Consider the following 16,319-nt stretch of genomic DNA (forward strand, 5'->3'; position numbering starts at 1 on the left):
TAATAAAATTAGTTCATCAAGCTTTTGCTCAGATTGAGCGCATCTTGGTTTGAACCGTCATATTGCAAAGATTTTGCGATGTATTGTTTTGCTTTTTCCTTATCTGTATCCTTATCCTGGAAGGCGATAAAGAAATAAGCGTAAGCTAAATTCTGTTTGGAAGCATCCACTTCTTCCGGTTTAACTTTTGAAATATACTGCTCATAGGCAGCTTTCGCACCTGCATTGTTTTTCGCTGACTGATTGGCATATCCAATGCTGTAGTAAGCTGGTGCCCAATCCGGAATTATTGTTGTAATTTTATTCCAGATAGAGATCGCTGAGTTCCAGTCACCTGCATCCTGATAAGCCGTTGCCAATGTCACCAACGCCTGCGTATCATCAGGTTTTGCAGCCACTTGTTTCAGCAATGCATCAATCGCCGGGTTGGTTGCAGCTGTACTTTGTACTGTTGCTGCTTGTGTGGTATTGGTAGTTTGTGCGCTTATGAAACCTGTTGTCATTAATGTTAATCCAAAAAACAAGCTTTTAATTTTCATTTCCGTTCTCATAACTTTTTGTTTTAATGTTGTAATGATAACGACAACAACGATTCCATAAAATCGAAAAATTTTTAAACTTTAAACTTTTTAAGAGTTCATTAACAGAATCTAAAGCACAATTAAGAAAGTTTAAAACAATTGTTTAATTTTCATTTAATTTAGATTACTAATACACTATTGGCACAATAATTAGTACATTTACACACTAAAATAAACACAAAATGAATATTAATCTTGTAAAAAATGTGATTCAATTGCTTGAAGATTTTGATCTTCAAAATAAGAATCAAACTTACACTTCTAATATTGAAGGCTTTAAAAATTGGATTTCTGACCAAAACAATATAACGAGCGAAGAACCAATCTGGGAAGGAAAAGAAAACGGAAGATCTCCGGAAGGTGTGATCAGTACGCTACTTGTTCACCTCAACCGTTATGCAAAGACTTATTCTAAATCTGCAATTGCGGATTCTGATTTCCATACGCAGGACGAGTTCAGTTATCTGATTAATCTGAAAGCATTCGATTCTATGACCAAAATGGAACTGATTAAAAAAAATATTCAGGATAAATCGTCTGGCATTCTCATCATCAATAGATTGATAAAACAAGGCTGGATAGAACAAAGCAATTCTGAAATAGATAAGAGATCTAAAGTTCTAAAAATCACAGAATCCGGAAAATTAGCCTTGGAAAATCAAATGGAAAAAATCAGAAATGCTTCTAATATCGTCACAGGAAATCTGACTCATTCCGAAAAAATGGAGCTAATCAGAATCCTTGATAAACTGGACAAATTCCACCAACCCATTTTTGCCAAAAACATCGAAAGTCCAAAATTGATAGAAACTGTTTATCAAGAATTTGCTTTCGGGAAAAATTAGATTATGAAGAAAAAAATTGCCATCATCGGTTCCGGATTTTCAGGATTGTCTGCCGCAGCTTATTCCGCAAAGCTTGGACACGAAGTTCATGTTTTCGAAAAAAATTCCAGCGTAGGCGGACGTGCCAGAAGTTTCAATACGGAAAATGGCTACACTTTCGATATGGGTCCAAGCTGGTATTGGATGCCGGATATCATCGAAAATTTCTTTCAGGATTTTAATAAAAAAGCTTCGGATTACTACCAACTGGTTCCACTCGATCCGCAATTTGAAATGGTATTTTCAGACGGTTTGATGGCAATTCCACAAGATTTTGAAGCGATGAAAATGCTCTTTGAGAAAACTGAGAAAGGCGCAGGAAAACGCTTGGATGATTTTATGAAAGATGCGCAATTCAAGTACGAAGTTGGAATGAAGGATTATGTCACAAAACCCTGCAATTCCTGGTTTGAGTTTGTTTCTCTTAAAATAATGAAAAGCGCTTTCAGCCTGGATTTGCTAACAGATTTTAGCAAGTTTGTCCGCAAATATTTTTCTCATCCAAAGCTGATAACTTTGATGGAATTTCCGGTGATTTTTCTTGGTGCAGCACCGAAAGATATTCCGGCTCTTTATAGTTTAATGAATTACGGTGGATACAAATTAGGAACTTGGTACCCAATAGGAGGCTTCATTAAGATTATAGAATCGATGCAGCAAATTGCTGTTGAACAGGGCGTTACATTTAGTTTAGACGCAAACGTTGAGCAGATTATCATTAATGATAAAAAAGCTAAATCACTTGTCGTAAATGGCAAAAAAATTGAATTTGATTCCATTATTGCTTCGTCGGATTACGAACATACAGAAAGCAAATTGCTGCCTAAAGAATTTAGAAATTACGATGAAAATTATTGGGAAAAGAAAACATTTGCGCCGTCTTGTCTGATATTTTATCTTGGAATCAGAGAAAAAATTCCAAACCTGAAACATCATACTTTGTTCTTTGAAAATGATTTGGATCTTCATACCAGTGAAATTTATGAAGATAAAAAATGGCCTTCAAAACCCTTATTCTACGTTTGTTGTCCATCCAAAACCGATAAAAATGTAGCACCGGAAAATTGTGAAAATGTGTTTTTACTAATGCCGATTGCAACAGGAATTTCAGATTCGGAAACAGAAAGAGAAAAATATTTTCTGGAAATGATGGCGAGATTGGAAAAACACACCAAAACATCCAACCTCATCTCAAAAATCGAATATAAGAGAAGTTACTGCATCGATGATTTCAAACAGGATTACAATGCCTACGCCGGAAACGCTTACGGATTGGCAAACACGCTTACTCAGACTGCCGTTTTGAAACCATCATTAAGAAACAAAAAAGTGAAAAATCTTTTCTATACAGGACAATTGACCGTTCCCGGGCCAGGTGTTCCACCAAGTATTATTTCTGGGAAAATCGCCGCATTAGAAGCCAATAAACACTAAGTTCATTATGAAAACATTATTTGACGAACTTTCATACAAGATAAGTAAACAGACGACAAAGCAATACAGCACAAGTTTTTCGCTGGGGATTATGGCCTTGTCTTCCAAGATCCGAAATCCAATTTATGCCATTTATGGTTACGTAAGACTGGCGGACGAAATCGTTGACAGTTTCGATGGCTTCGATAAGCAGAAATTATTATCAAGATTTCGCGATGATACTTTTTTGGCGTTAGACGAGAAGATTTCTCTCAATCCAATCATGCAGTCATTTCAGGAAACGGTGGAAAAATATCAGATTGATCACGAGCTGATTAAACAATTTCTCAGAAGTATGGAGATGGATCTTCATAAAATCGATTATAATTCGGAACTTTATAAAGAATATATTTTGGGCTCGGCAGAAGTAGTCGGTTTGATGTGCCTTCATATTTTTGTTGACGGCGATAAGGAAGAATTCGAAAGACTAAAACCTTCCGCTATGATTTTAGGATCGGCTTTTCAAAAAGTGAATTTTTTGCGTGATATGAAAGACGATTATGATGTTTTGGGCAGAACCTATTTCCCCAATGTTGATATCGCTGCGTTTGATAATCAAGTAAAAGCAGAAATCGAAAAGGAAATTACTTTTGAATTCCGTGAAGCTTTGGAAGGCATTAAAAAATTGCCGGCTTCATCCAGATTTGGAGTTTACCTGGCTTACAGATATTATCTTTCATTATTCAAAAAAATTAAGAAAACATCTGCCAGCAAAATGATCAATCAGAGAATCCGGATATCAAATAGCAAAAAAATATCCCTGATGATGGGAAGTTACGTAGAATATAAAATGATGTCGATATAGAATTCTTTCTACAATCTGTCTAATGAAAATGAAAAATTAATCTTAAAAAATTGAAAATGAAACACAGACTTTATAGAGAACAGCAACTGAATTGTGATATAGAAACCGCGTGGAAATTTTTTTCTGCTGCCAACAATCTTTCTATAATCACACCTCCAGATATGAATTTCACAGTTCTTACCAAACTTCAAGATGATGAGATATACGAAGGAATGATCATAGATTACACGGTTTCTCCGCTTCTGGATATTCCGATGAAATGGCAGACCGAGATCACACAGGTAGATTCCGAAAAAAGTTTTACCGATTTCCAGCAAAAAGGACCTTACAAACTTTGGAATCATTTCCACGAATTTATCGAAAATGAAAATGGCGTTTTGATAAAAGACACAGTAGATTATGAGCTTCCAATGGGATTTCTTGGCGAAATTGCACACAGCATTTTGGTGAAGAAAAAGTTGGAAGATATTTTCAATTTCCGCCACGAGGTTTTGGAAGTGATGTTTAATAATAAGAGAAAAGTCTCATGAATTTCTTAATCATTCTGATCACATTTTTCCTGATGGAAGGCTTTACCTGGGTAGTTCACAAATATGTGATGCACGGTTTTCTATGGTCACTCCACAGAGATCACCACGATCACAGCAGCGATCCTCCTTTAGAAAAAAATGATTACTTCTTTGTTATTTTTGCCATTCCTGCAATTGCGCTGATGTACATCGGAACAATGAATAATTTTGATATTTGGTTTTATATCGGAATTGGAATTACGCTCTACGGAATGTCTTATTTTTTTGTTCATGACATTTTCATTCATCAACGAGTCAAGTTTTTAAAAGACACAAAAAATCCTTATTTACTGGCAATCAGACGTGCTCACAAACAACACCATAAGCATATAAACAAAGAGGATGGTGAATGCTTTGGATTCCTTTGGGTTCCTGTAAAATATTTCAAAATGTACTTTAATAAAGACAAAGCCTGATGATCCAATACACTTATTTGCTGATCAACTTTTTCACAGTTATCATCTGTTTTATTTTCTCTTTTCATCCCAAGATAAAGTTTAACAGGCATTTTGGCGCTTTCTTTAAAACTTCGGTATTGGTTGGTTTTGTATTTATACTTTGGGATATTTGGTTTACAAAAAATGGTGTTTGGTGGTTTAATTATAAATATCTAATTGGCTTAAAAATTTCGGAATTACCAATCGAGGAAATTCTGTTTTTCATTTGCATTCCTTTTTCCTGCGTTTTCACCTATTTCTGTTTAGATAAATTTTTCAAACTCGACTGGAAACCTACCTCTGAAAAAATATTCGTTGTGATTGCTTCAGTTCTTTTTCTGGCAATTGCACTATATTATCAGGATAGAATTTACACCTTCGTAACCTTTTTATCAGCTTCAATCAGTTTATTGACTATAAAATTTATTTTGAAAGTCAATTGGATTGGGAAAGCTTCTTTTATCTATTTAATCTTAATGCCCGGATTTCTGGCAGTCAACGGAATCCTCACAGGAACCGGCCTCGACTCGCCTATCGTGAATTATAATCCTGAAAATTTTATCGGTTTCAGGATTCTTACAATTCCGATTGAGGATGTATTTTATGGCTATGAAATGATCCTTTGGAATCTGTTTTTCTTTTATAAGTTTAAAAAAGAAGATGTTGAAAATGAGCCTATTTAAGATATGGAATTAAAAGAGATCGAGATTGGATTCTTTATTGCGATTACATTTCACAACGACACATTAGTACGAACTACTTTTTTTTAACTGTGAAATAATGATTGTGGATTTTATTTTATTGATCGATAGTCATTAAAGATAAAAAAAGGAGGCTAACCAAAATGGTGAGCCTCCTTACATTTAAAAATTAAAGTATGAAATCAATTATCTACTCGCTTTGGATCTCAATGAAGGATTTATCCAAGAGCAATTTCTTAAATTAACCGTCACTGCGAGACGTGAACTTTCGCAGCCTCCCGCTTGCGTTTGCGTAGCATAATACGTTGCACCATTTGTAAGTACTGTAGTTGCAGGAAGTACTGTGGTAGTAGTTGCATCTGCATACCATTTGATGTCTGTTCCTGTGATTACAACACTTGCTAAAGTGGTAAAGTTGGTAGCACAAATATTTTGGGTTGCAGCAGCTGTTGGCTGTCCACTGTAACCATTGACCACAATCTCTTGGGTATGTACCGTTGTGTTTCCGGATCCGTCTGTTGCCGTCCAGGTTCTGGTGATGGTAGACTGTCCTGCTGCCGGTGTATTGGCCGCAGTAGTTTCCGTTGGTACTACTGTTGCCGTTCCACAATTGTCTGCAGCCAAAAGCGTAGGTACAACCGGGATTGCGTTGCAATTCACTGTTGTATTTGCCGGTAAAGTGGCAGCAACCTGCGTATTTGCAATATGCTCAAAACTCATATCCGCAATAATATTGGTGTCCGTGTTTAAATTCGTAACAGCAGGCAGCGTATAAACAAGGACTACTGAATCTATTGGTCCCGAAATATCAATATTGACAGCCCCTTGTCTTGCGCTATCATTAAAAGCTCCTCCGAGGCCAGTAAGTGAGGCATTGGTTGTACCGTTATTTGAAACACTGACGCGTTGTGCTGTTGTGGACAAAGGTGTTATTGTTACGTTTTGCAAAACGCCATTGTTATAAGCCAAGAAAGCAATCTGTATACCTCCATCCAAATCATACATTGAGAATTTCAAGTTTTGAATCTTTTGTGGGAAAGTTAGCGTACTGGTTCTGCTGACCCAACTATTAGTGCCCAGACTCAAAGCTTTTCCGGTACTATTATAAGGTACTGGAGTGCCAGTAGGAGCAACAATTGGGACATAACTAATTGTCCCGGGAACAGACTGATTGATTGTCACCATTGCAGCGCCTGAACCGTAAGACTGTGGAAAAGTGGTACTAGCCGAAGCTGGAGCTGTTGAAGGTGCTGTATCGAAATCGATCACATCACTCACTACTTGTGTACCTGTAGATGCCACAAAAACCGGTGCTACTGTATCCTCAACAGTCACAGCAATTGAGTTTGAATTGGCAGAAGTACAGCCATTTTCTGTTTCAACTACATAATAGGTTCCCGTTGCAGTTGCTGTGTATTCCTGATTTGTTGCACCAGAAATTGCTCCGGACGCATTATACCATTGGTATGTTGTTGCTGGTGATGCCGTCAGCACGACGCTTCCGCTTGGACAAACAGTTGTTGGGCCAGCTGCCAGAATAACTGCTGTTGGTGCAACCGCATTATTCAACATTACAAAGCTTGTTGCAGGAGATACGCAAGTTGATGAAAGTTGAACTGTGAATGCATGTGTACCAGGAGCCAGATTGGTAAAGGTAGCTGTTGTTCCGGTTCCGGTGATTGTGCCTCCTCCTATCGTATCAGTGATTGTCCAAGTACCTGTAGCAGGAAGGCCACTCAGTGCTACACTTCCAGTAGGTACAGGACAAGTTGGCTGGGTTACTGCACCAACAACCGGAGCAGTTGGTTTCACTGGAACAACACTGATATCATCTACTGCAAAGTCATTACCCCAGGCACCAGCCGTTAAACTGGCTACCGCAATATCAACAATTGTTGTAGTTGCTGTAAAATTTAAGATAACTTGTCTCCATGTAGCTGGCGGATTTGCATTGGCAATAGCTCCTGACTGGGCAGAAAATAAAACCGCACCAGTTGTCGGGTGCAAAACCTGTAATCCAACATTTGGTAAACTACCGGCACTAATATCCGCACTTCTAACCCAAGCAGAATAGTTATAAGCAGTACCAACCGTTAGGCCCGTTAATCTTTTTTGATAAACCAATCTGGGCTGCCCAGTCGCGTTCACTCCCAGCATTCTGCCTGTTCCACTACGATCCGTGAATCCTGTTGTATATTCTACCGGAGTGGATTGATTTGATGCTAAATCTCCGGTGATCAGGTTTGAATTTTTGATCAAGCCATAGTATCCATAGCCCATTGCGGAATTGGGTGTTCCATTCAAAGTAGGAGCACCATTGTGATATCCACTTGAAATTGTTGGTGAAGCGTAGTTTGCCTCCGTTGTTCCAAAGTTTTCTGTAAAGCCTGTAGTACAATCTGCAGGTAATGCAAATGCTACGTCGTTCACATTACTGAACACAACATTGGTAGTAGCGTTTGCAGTTACGGTAACAGTTGCTGTCTTTGCTGCAACATCACTTGCTGCAACAGGATCGGTTGTAATGCTTTGCAATCTCCATCCTGATGGTTCAGCAGCTTCTGTAATGGTATAGGTTCCTGGTGCTAAAGCCAATAAAACTGAATTGTCATTGTGCGTTCCTGTAGCTCTGATTCGCTCATCATCTATCCAAGATCCCGTTGCCGTTCTAGTCATAATTCTGTTTGGTCTTACAGAAGTATTGCCATTATTAACATTGGTAATACCCACACTGCTCCAGAACTGATTATTTGGTCCACCAGTCACATTGAAACCATACATTCCCTGAATTTCATCAGTCCAGGTAACAGTTCCTCCAGGGGTACCGCTCATTTTTTTATATCCTGCTATTACAGTTCCATCTTCTGTGATAGCCATATCATCTGAGTTGGATGCCGTTCCCAAATTGATTGAAGATGCAGCTGTAACATCACGATAAAATATTGTAGATCCTGCAGTTGTAGTATTTCCTACGACGTAATATACATTGTTTGTTTTCGGAACAGCATCTACACGATGTGAAGGTGTATTTGCAATCACAGTCCAAACCGCAGGTAAAGCTGATGTAGTACGCTGGTAAATATTTCCGTTTTGAACCGAGGCATACTGTCTTCCACCAGAGCCAAATGGCAGCCAGTTATCCGAAACATCATACACGATGCCCGCAGGTAAATTTCCTGTAATATCAGTAGTTGTTCCATTTGCAGATATTGAATACACTCTACCCGTTGTCCCGCTTGCTGCATTGGTAGAGTAAATTGCTGAACTGCCGTTTCCTCCATCAATAGCTCTAGGCGAACCAGCCGGTGTTGCGATTGCAACCCAAGTTGCACTGTTTGTATCTCTGTAATAAATTTTAAAATTATTAAAAGTCAGATCTGTTACCGGACGAGCCAAAGCCCAAAGACGACCACTTTGAGAAGCACCCAGATCTTCACTGCTTAAGAAATCTGTCTGATCATTCAATGTAAAATTTTGATTGACAGAACCACCAGTTACATTAAAATTAAAATCTGGACTACCTTCTTCATTGGTTGCCTGATGGTGTACATAGACATATCCACAGTTAGCACCGGAAACTACAACCGATGCTGTAGAAAGTGCAGTATTGTAACAGTTTGCAGTTGCATCAAAATAGAATGCATAGTAAGTGCCTACAGTCGCATTAGCCGCCTGCGACGCTGTAAGTGCTGCCGTAGAGCGGTCTGCAGTTGTAAACCAGACAAGACTTGATACTCCTGGCGCTGTACCGGTATGAGCCGATGCTAAGTTAAAAGCTGATGATCCACAAGGAATTGAAACAGCTGAAGTAACCGGAACTTGTGAGGTTCCTGCTGTACAAACAGGAGTAACAACAAGACACGCAGGCGTCATTGTACTGGTAATAATACCTCCAGTTGTACCGGTAATGTTTGTTGCACTATTGGTAAAACCAGATGGATTAGTAGCGCAAGATGCATTCAACTGTCCCGGAATATTGGTAACATCTACTTTAATGGTTGCTACTGCGCCTGAAGCTAAAGTTAATCCGCTTAATGTTACGGTTTGACTTCCTGTCGCCGCAGTTACGGTGGCACTTCCCATTCCTGTAGTTACAATATTTGGTATTGCAGCTACTTTAATGGCACTTGGAAGATTATCTGTAAAACCTAAATTATTTAGAGTAACGACATCTGCACTGGTGTTGGTAATGGTCCAGGTGTAAGTTGCTGTTCCACCATCACTAATCGTTGTAGGAAATATGGATTTGGTTAAAGTAGCTTCTGTTGCTAAGTCTACAGAAACGAAGTAAGATCCGCTCACGAGAACATCAGAGCCTGTACTAGACTGCTGAAACCTAACATTCACAGGTGTTGAAGAAGGTGATAAGATACCCGATGCATCAAAAATATCGGCATCATATTCCCAAGATTCTGAAGAGTTATCTGAATTCGATAAAAAGTGTCCTTTACTGATCGGATTTCTTGTGGTTACATTACCGCCGGTAAAATAATCAGTACCTCCGGCAGCCTGAATATCTGCTGAAACATTATTATTGGCAGTCATTGCTACTGAACTGTTCAAAGCATTGTCAGTAGTTCCAGCAGGAGAAGGATCCAATAAGGCAGTAAGCGCTCCTGTTGTTAAACCAAAATTTAAGTAATCTTTATAATTTGCTCCTCTATCTCCATAAGTTCCGGTAACACCAGCAACAGCTTTCACAATACCAGAAGATGGTACTCTCACACCGCTTATATCAGTGTTGACAGAAGTTGCACCTGCAATACCGAAAACTTGCCAGTTGTCTGTAACAGTTACGCTTCTATATTTTGAGTTTGGATTGGTATAAACTATAATAATAGACCAACCTCCCATTACGTTAGGAGCAGGTGTTGGTTTAGCAACATAGTAACGACCTGCGCTACTCCCCGAAACACTTGTCGCGTAACCTGTACTTCCTGTTGGAATCAATGATGTGATATCAAATACATCTTGATAATAGGTGTATCCCGAACTAGTTATCGATTTAGCAGTGTGACTTAGTGAGCCCCAATTGGTACTGTTAATGGTCGTATAAGAACTTGCTCCGGGAGCTTTTAAATCAACAGAAGTCAATACTGCAGATGCTGTACGTTCAACACTTAAGAATGCTTTAACAATTGTAGATCCAACCGGTAAAATAAGGTCTGCAGATGTTGAGATCGCAGTAGATGGTGTAACGCTGGGATCCGCACGTGGAATCTTCATAGGACCCGGATCGTTGAAAGCAGGAACAACATCTGAATAATACCAAGATGTACCAATCAGTGTGCTTCCACCACGAATATTTTGCTGATATTTCAGTGTTTGTGCACCAATGTGACTTGTGAAAATTCCAAGCATTACCGTCACTAAAAACAGCGACAGCAATTTGGTTTTCAAAAATATATTTAATTTCATAATGTTTGTATTTAAGTTGTGCTTTTTTCAAGCTTTAAATAAGAATTTTGCAGTTAATCAAAACTGCTAATTTGTCTTCTCAAGTGGCTGTTTTCTCATCATCGAAAACAACCACTTTTAAAAACATTTTTTTAATTACTTTATCTTAAATACAATATTCATAAACGTTTTTTCTGTAACGACAGCAGATGGTAAAACCTGGTAAGTAAGAATGCCTGTATCGCTTACTGCAATGGTATTCGGGTCAAAAACTGTGTTATCAAAATAGATCACGAAATATTCCAGTGCAGATGCTCCAAGAACCGGAAGCGTCGTTCCTGTAGGATTTTTCAAAGAAGATCTTGTTGCTGTAGGCGTACTGGCTGTAAGACCATACTCATTGCTGTAAACGGCATAAAGATCTACCGTGAAAGTACCGGCATTGTAAGTTGTGTAAGCAGGTAGATTTGCATTCACAGTGGGTAACACCATTGACGGTGCATAGAAATAATTGAGACTTGCAACTGGCGCTAATTTAAAGACACCATTGGTATCAGAAACCACCACTCTGTCTGCCGCTGCTCCGGTCTGCATCCCTTCGAATCGGACAGGGTTCGCAGTGCTGACAACATGGAAAGTATTGGTAGGATTTGCCGTTCCTATTCCTACTTGAGCGCTAATTGAGGCGGTAGTAAGCAAAATAATTGCTGCGGTAAAGATATTTTTCATCATTTGTGTTTTTGAGTTATAATCACTTGTGTTTCTGATTATTTTAAAAAGTATTTTTTTCATCATTTGTATTTTTAATTTTTGTAATTGCTTTTATTAAATGCTATATATTTTTCTCCATTTTGCAATAGTATTTCTGCTGACTTTATATTTTTGACCTAGTTCTGTATTCGTTATTTTATTTAATCTCTGATGTTCCAAAATAGACTTGACTGTTTTTTCATCATAGCATCTAAGTTTCTGGTTATATGCTGAATTGTCATTCTTGAAAAGTTCTCTTTCTATTTCCAGGACATCCTTTACAATCTTGATATTGTTAATTTTTTCTAACAGCGAATCAGAGATCACATCATCTTTTTTCCTGAACTTGATGAGATCCAGATATATTTTGGTATAGTTTGGTTTCATTCTCATTTGTGTGTTTTTAATCTGTGTTTTGTTTTTTCATCCACTTGTAAATTGTGGTCTTCGGAATATTATACTCTGTGATGATTTCCGCTAAAGTTTTTGTTTTCGTATTTACAAGTTCTATAATATATTCTTTGATCTCTTTGGTATAGATATTTTTCCTGAACTGAATATCGTCGTTCTTTTTGATCTGCTTATTATTTTTTGTCTGGCTGATACTTGCAAAAAGCATCAGATGACTCACATAAGGCCGAAAAAAATCGTACTCAGCCAATTTGCTCCATTTAAGAAGGATTTCCGAATCCAGACTTTTTTGCTCATACATTTTTAAAATGTCACTTTCATTCATTTTAAAAAAATTACAGATTCTGTCCAGGTCTATCTCTCTATCTTCTATAACTTTTTTAATAATATTTCCGATGTGGATGTTTTTAACATTTATTTTCATAGCTGTTAGAACTTGCAGCTTTTTTACCAAAACTTTTTAATTGCTTTAATAAAATTGACTGTCAAAATTTAAAAATCATTTGTGTTTTTGATCATATACAACTTTTGAAGAATGACCGATATAAAATCGCATTTCATTTTTCACTTCGTTTAATATTTTGCAAATAAAGAGCTATAATAACATATCAACATAGCAAAGCACCTCTAAAATTACGAATTTAACGCATCGTAAAACCTTCACAAACAACTGAATTTCAATTAATTATAAATATTTATGATATTGAGATCGCACAGATGGGTTTTGACACTTTTGGCCACAGCATTACACTACTTATACATCCTTTATACATAAATTGTACATGCGAAAATTGCGATTTCCTCAAAGTCTATAGTATAAATGATGACTTTCAAGATCAGATCAACATAAGTCTTAGGATATATCTAATTTCCGTAAAACTTTATTTACCTTTGTAAAAACTCTTGAAAATGATGAAGAATATCTTGAGGATAAGCAACATACATTTAACAAAAATTGAATTATCTCTTGAAAATATTAATTTTCAGTTTAAAATAAAATATATAATCACGATTTTCACGTTGATTATTTTTTCCGATTTCTCTGCCCAGATAGGGAAAGAGATTGATGTAATCTTCAAAAAAACCCAGGAATTCCAGCATCCATCAAAATCCATAAAAATGGCTTACGAGCTATTGAGAATGGCCAGAAAAGAAAATGATCCTGATAAAATAAAATTTGCGCTTTTCACGATTGGAAATTCATATTACAGATTGGGAGAGCATTCCAAAGCGTTGGAGTATTGTAATATGGCTATAGCAGAAGATGGTAGTGATGATTATTTTTCAAAAATATATTCGACTCGGGTTAAAAGTTTTGTGCTTCTGGATCTGAATATGACCGACAAATCTCTTTTTGAGAATAAAAGAGCATTTGTAATGGCGTCCAAAATCAGGAATAAAAATACAGACGATTACTATAAATTGATCGGATTACTCTGGCGTGACAAAGGTGTTTACTATACAGATAATGATTCTATTCTGAAATACGATCAAAAAAATGTAGATGCATTTTTAAAATTAAAAAAATATTATAAAGGATCTGCCAACCTCTCAATGCCCTACAACAATGTAGGATATGATTATTTGATGATGGGAAAATTGGATTCTGCCTTAGTGAATTACAGAAAAGCAGAATTTTTTGCGAGGAAATCTAAAGATGAGTTTAATTTGGCGTTTGTCTTTCAAAGCTACGCAGAATATTATGATGAGCTGGGCACACTGGACAGTGCTATTGCCTATCGTAAGAAAAGCTTGGAAATTGCAAATAAATTTAAAGAATATAGATTAGCAAAGGTAGCGACTTTTTCCATTCGGGAACTTTATATCAAAAAAGGAGACGGTGAAAATAGTTTAAAATATGACAAGCTATATTCCAGCTTGAGCGACAGCATTGATGTGATAAGAACAAGAGAACTAAATGATGTATTGGCCATTATCGAAAAGGAAAAAGAGTTAGAAAAGAAAAAATCTGATACGCAGAAATATTGGATTATCGGCTTTTTACTATTACTAGCCTTACTTATCTCTTTGTATGCTGTCTATCAGTATCGCAAGAATAAAAAAGACTATATAAAATTTACAAAACTCATTGAAGGAATAGAAAACAAAGCATCTTCTGAAGATCAGCATGAGGCACAACAAACAGAAATCGAAAAGCAGACCTCATCCAACATATCAGATGTCAAAGAACATGAGCTGATGAAAAAACTTAATAATTTTGAGAAAAAAGAACAGTTCCTTTCTCCTGAAATCAGCTTAAGTTCGATGGCTTCAAGCTTTAATACCAATGTAAATTATCTCTCCAAAATTATCAAAAAATACAGAGACAACAATTTCAGCAGTTACATTAATGAGCTTAGAATCAATTATATCACCAGGAAACTAAAATCAAATCCGGAATATCTCAATTATAAAATTTCCTATCTCGCAGAAGAGTGCGGCTTTACCTCATATAGCTCATTCGTGAGTATTTTCAAGCAGCAGACCGGGATTACGCCTTCAAAATTTATAGACTATTTAAGGGAAGAATTGATAAAAACAAATCAAAATGACCACTGATGATTAAATACTACATCGTGTTTTTCCTTTTCTCATTTATGATTCAAACAAAAGCACAAAAATATTCTCCAAAACAAATTGACAGTCTAATAAGGTCGACAACAGCTCTGTCTGACAAGAAAAAATCTCTTGAGATCGGATTTGAAGCCTACAGACAATCCGAAAAAATTAATTACAGCTTGGGCAAATTGAGAGCTTTGAATAGCATTCTCTATGACTACCAATATCTCGGAAATGATAAAAAAACCATTGAGTATGCAAATAGATTAAGAAAAGAAGCAAAGCAGGAAAAGGATTATTACCACGAGTCAGAAGCATTGATCAGTTTATCGTACGTGTATGCCTATTCCAGTTTTTACAAAAGATGCGATGAAACTTTGGAAGAAGCAAAAGTTGTGGCCGCCAATATCAAAGGTGATCAGTATTACGAAATAATGGGGGAAATTTATCAATGTAAATCTGATCTCGAACGCCTGAAAAAAAATCTGGATCAGCAGCTGCACTATGACAGAATTGCGCTTAATACATTTTCAAAAATTGAGAAACCTAAATTAAGAGATTATTTTCTATTCGCACAATATCTTAATATTTCCATTTCCTATGTCGATGTCAAGAAAAATGATTCTGCGGTGTACTACGCCAGAGAAGCATTGACTTACTCCAAAACTGCAGATGACCCGATAAGGACGATCAATGCTACATTTGGAATGGCCGATATCTATTTTACAATTGGAAAAAAAGACAGTGCAATCCATTACTATAAAAAGGTATTGCCGCTTTTGGTCAAAACCAACAGTCCCAGTAAATTGGAGATCATCTACAACAATATGGCGACGATGTACTACCAACTGAATGATACCAAAAACTATGTTTATTACAGTAAACTGGCATCTGAAATCACAAAAAACAATCGGGCGTCAAAAGATCTTACAGTCAATCAGGTTTCTAATGACATTTTAGCAAATGAGAAAGAAGAACAGAAAGGGCAATTATTTTTGATTATCGCAGGATTTGCAGTGGTAATTTTAATTATCATATTTTTTACCGTAAAACTATTCTTCCGTTACAAAAAAGTAAAAGAACTTAAACGCACTACAGAACTCAATCTGATTGAAGAATACGAAGCGAAACTATTGGAAAAACAGGAAATAAGAAAGATTGAAAAAGAACAGATTAGCTCGTTGCATATCTCCGACGACAAAGAGCGTGAGCTGATGAAAAAACTAAGCAGTTTTGAAAAGAAAGAACAATTCCTATCGCCGGAAATCAGTTTGAGTTCTATGGCTTCCACCTTCAATACCAATGTCAATTATCTTTCTAAAATCATCAAAAAACACAGGGATCATAATTTCAGCAGTTATATTAATGAATTGAGGATCAATTATATTACAAACAAACTGAGATCAAATCCTGAATATCTAAATTACAAAATTGCGTATCTTGCGGAAGAGTGCGGCTTCACCTCATATAGCTCATTCGTGAGTATTTTCAAGCAGCAGACCGGGATTACGCCTTCAAAATTTATAGAATATCTGAATAAAGAGGATTGATTGATTGGAAATACATTCAGAGTTCAAAAAAAGGTCCTTCTTCACAAAAACAAACCCTTGAATATCAGCGTATTCAAGGGTTTTATTGTGGTCCCACCTGGGCTCGAATTTTTAGTCTGATTTTACTTTATTTAAAGGGTTTTAGAAGTGTAGTAAAACTTCGAGGAGAAAAATAGGGAATTTTAGTACCATTCAGCCATAG

Annotated in this window: 13 protein-coding genes; 8 read left to right on the forward strand and 5 right to left on the reverse strand. The window is 36.8% G+C overall.

From position 1 onward, the window contains the following. Positions 1–8 precede the first annotated feature (8 nt). On the reverse strand, positions 9–551 hold the full coding sequence (locus LUD75_RS13380) for a tetratricopeptide repeat protein (protein WP_232706233.1): 543 nt from the start codon (positions 549–551) through the stop codon (positions 9–11). Positions 552–763: 212 nt separating this feature from the next. On the opposite strand from LUD75_RS13380, the gene LUD75_RS13385 reads away from it, so the two are divergent. From LUD75_RS13385 to LUD75_RS13410, 6 genes are read left to right on the forward strand one after another with little or no spacing between them, the layout of a single operon-like run. Beyond that, a complete protein-coding gene (locus LUD75_RS13385; RefSeq protein WP_232706234.1) occupies positions 764–1,426 on the forward strand; it encodes a MarR family winged helix-turn-helix transcriptional regulator in 663 nt (220 codons plus the stop codon). Between the two features lie 3 nt (positions 1,427–1,429). Further along, positions 1,430–2,899 carry a phytoene desaturase family protein gene (gene crtI, locus LUD75_RS13390; RefSeq protein WP_232706236.1) on the forward strand — a complete coding sequence of 490 codons (1,470 nt, stop codon included), beginning with the start codon at positions 1,430–1,432 and terminating at the stop codon, positions 2,897–2,899. Positions 2,900–2,906: 7 nt separating this feature from the next. Then, positions 2,907–3,743: a phytoene/squalene synthase family protein gene (locus LUD75_RS13395; RefSeq protein ID WP_232706237.1), complete on the forward strand. Its 837-nt coding sequence runs from the start codon at positions 2,907–2,909 to the stop codon at positions 3,741–3,743. A gap of 56 nt (positions 3,744–3,799) precedes the next feature. Then, positions 3,800–4,273 (forward strand): SRPBCC family protein, encoded by a 474-nt coding sequence (locus tag LUD75_RS13400; protein WP_232706238.1) that lies wholly within the window; start codon positions 3,800–3,802, stop codon positions 4,271–4,273. Beyond that, positions 4,270–4,728, forward strand: coding sequence for a sterol desaturase family protein (locus LUD75_RS13405; protein WP_232706239.1), 459 nt, complete (start codon positions 4,270–4,272; stop codon positions 4,726–4,728). The genes LUD75_RS13400 and LUD75_RS13405 overlap by 4 nt, the downstream gene beginning before the upstream one ends. Continuing rightward, positions 4,728–5,432: a lycopene cyclase domain-containing protein gene (locus LUD75_RS13410; RefSeq protein ID WP_232706240.1), complete on the forward strand. Its 705-nt coding sequence runs from the start codon at positions 4,728–4,730 to the stop codon at positions 5,430–5,432. The genes LUD75_RS13405 and LUD75_RS13410 overlap by 1 nt, the downstream gene beginning before the upstream one ends. Before the next feature lie 204 nt (positions 5,433–5,636). On the opposite strand, the gene LUD75_RS13415 is transcribed toward LUD75_RS13410, so the two are convergent. The 4 genes from LUD75_RS13415 to LUD75_RS13430 all read right to left on the reverse strand — a co-directional run bounded on the left by LUD75_RS13415 (position 5,637) and on the right by LUD75_RS13430 (position 12,432). Then, the gene (locus LUD75_RS13415) at positions 5,637–10,868 is read right to left on the reverse strand and encodes a hypothetical protein (RefSeq protein WP_232706241.1); all 5,232 of its coding nucleotides are present in this window, start codon (positions 10,866–10,868) and stop codon (positions 5,637–5,639) included. Positions 10,869–11,003: 135 nt separating this feature from the next. Continuing rightward, positions 11,004–11,639: a hypothetical protein gene (locus LUD75_RS13420; protein ID WP_232706242.1), complete on the reverse strand. Its 636-nt coding sequence runs from the start codon at positions 11,637–11,639 to the stop codon at positions 11,004–11,006. Positions 11,640–11,672: 33 nt separating this feature from the next. Then, a complete protein-coding gene (locus tag LUD75_RS13425; protein WP_232706243.1) occupies positions 11,673–11,990 on the reverse strand; it encodes a hypothetical protein in 318 nt (105 codons plus the stop codon). Between the two features lie 10 nt (positions 11,991–12,000). Then, positions 12,001–12,432 (reverse strand): transposase, encoded by a 432-nt coding sequence (locus LUD75_RS13430; protein ID WP_232706245.1) that lies wholly within the window; start codon positions 12,430–12,432, stop codon positions 12,001–12,003. A 485-nt stretch (positions 12,433–12,917) separates the two neighbouring features. Between LUD75_RS13430 and LUD75_RS13435 the strand changes: the two genes are divergently transcribed. Then, on the forward strand, positions 12,918–14,567 hold the full coding sequence (locus LUD75_RS13435; protein ID WP_232706246.1) for a helix-turn-helix domain-containing protein: 1,650 nt from the start codon (positions 12,918–12,920) through the stop codon (positions 14,565–14,567). Then, a complete protein-coding gene (locus LUD75_RS13440; protein WP_232706247.1) occupies positions 14,567–16,117 on the forward strand; it encodes a helix-turn-helix transcriptional regulator in 1,551 nt (516 codons plus the stop codon). Before LUD75_RS13435 ends, LUD75_RS13440 begins: the two co-directional genes overlap by 1 nt. Positions 16,118–16,319: the final 202 nt, after the last annotated feature.

It is taken from the genome of Epilithonimonas sp. JDS, from assembly GCF_021261315.1.
Classification (GTDB): Bacteria; Bacteroidota; Bacteroidia; order Flavobacteriales; family Weeksellaceae; genus Epilithonimonas.

Excerpts from the sequence above, each read along its gene's own strand:
- LUD75_RS13380 (WP_232706233.1), bottom strand. The coding sequence starts at position 551 with ATGAGAACGGAAATGAAAATTAAAAGCTTGTTTTTTGGATTAACATTA.
- LUD75_RS13385 (WP_232706234.1), top strand. The coding sequence starts at position 764 with ATGAATATTAATCTTGTAAAAAATGTGATTCAATTGCTTGAAGATTTT.
- crtI (WP_232706236.1), top strand. The coding sequence starts at position 1,430 with ATGAAGAAAAAAATTGCCATCATCGGTTCCGGATTTTCAGGATTGTCT.
- LUD75_RS13395 (WP_232706237.1), top strand. The coding sequence starts at position 2,907 with ATGAAAACATTATTTGACGAACTTTCATACAAGATAAGTAAACAGACG.
- LUD75_RS13400 (WP_232706238.1), top strand. The coding sequence starts at position 3,800 with ATGAAACACAGACTTTATAGAGAACAGCAACTGAATTGTGATATAGAA.
- LUD75_RS13405 (WP_232706239.1), top strand. The coding sequence starts at position 4,270 with ATGAATTTCTTAATCATTCTGATCACATTTTTCCTGATGGAAGGCTTT.
- LUD75_RS13410 (WP_232706240.1), top strand. The coding sequence starts at position 4,728 with ATGATCCAATACACTTATTTGCTGATCAACTTTTTCACAGTTATCATC.
- LUD75_RS13415 (WP_232706241.1), bottom strand. The coding sequence starts at position 10,868 with ATGAAATTAAATATATTTTTGAAAACCAAATTGCTGTCGCTGTTTTTA.
- LUD75_RS13420 (WP_232706242.1), bottom strand. The coding sequence starts at position 11,639 with ATGAAAAAAATACTTTTTAAAATAATCAGAAACACAAGTGATTATAAC.
- LUD75_RS13425 (WP_232706243.1), bottom strand. The coding sequence starts at position 11,990 with ATGAGAATGAAACCAAACTATACCAAAATATATCTGGATCTCATCAAG.
- LUD75_RS13430 (WP_232706245.1), bottom strand. The coding sequence starts at position 12,432 with ATGAAAATAAATGTTAAAAACATCCACATCGGAAATATTATTAAAAAA.
- LUD75_RS13435 (WP_232706246.1), top strand. The coding sequence starts at position 12,918 with ATGATGAAGAATATCTTGAGGATAAGCAACATACATTTAACAAAAATT.
- LUD75_RS13440 (WP_232706247.1), top strand. The coding sequence starts at position 14,567 with ATGATTAAATACTACATCGTGTTTTTCCTTTTCTCATTTATGATTCAA.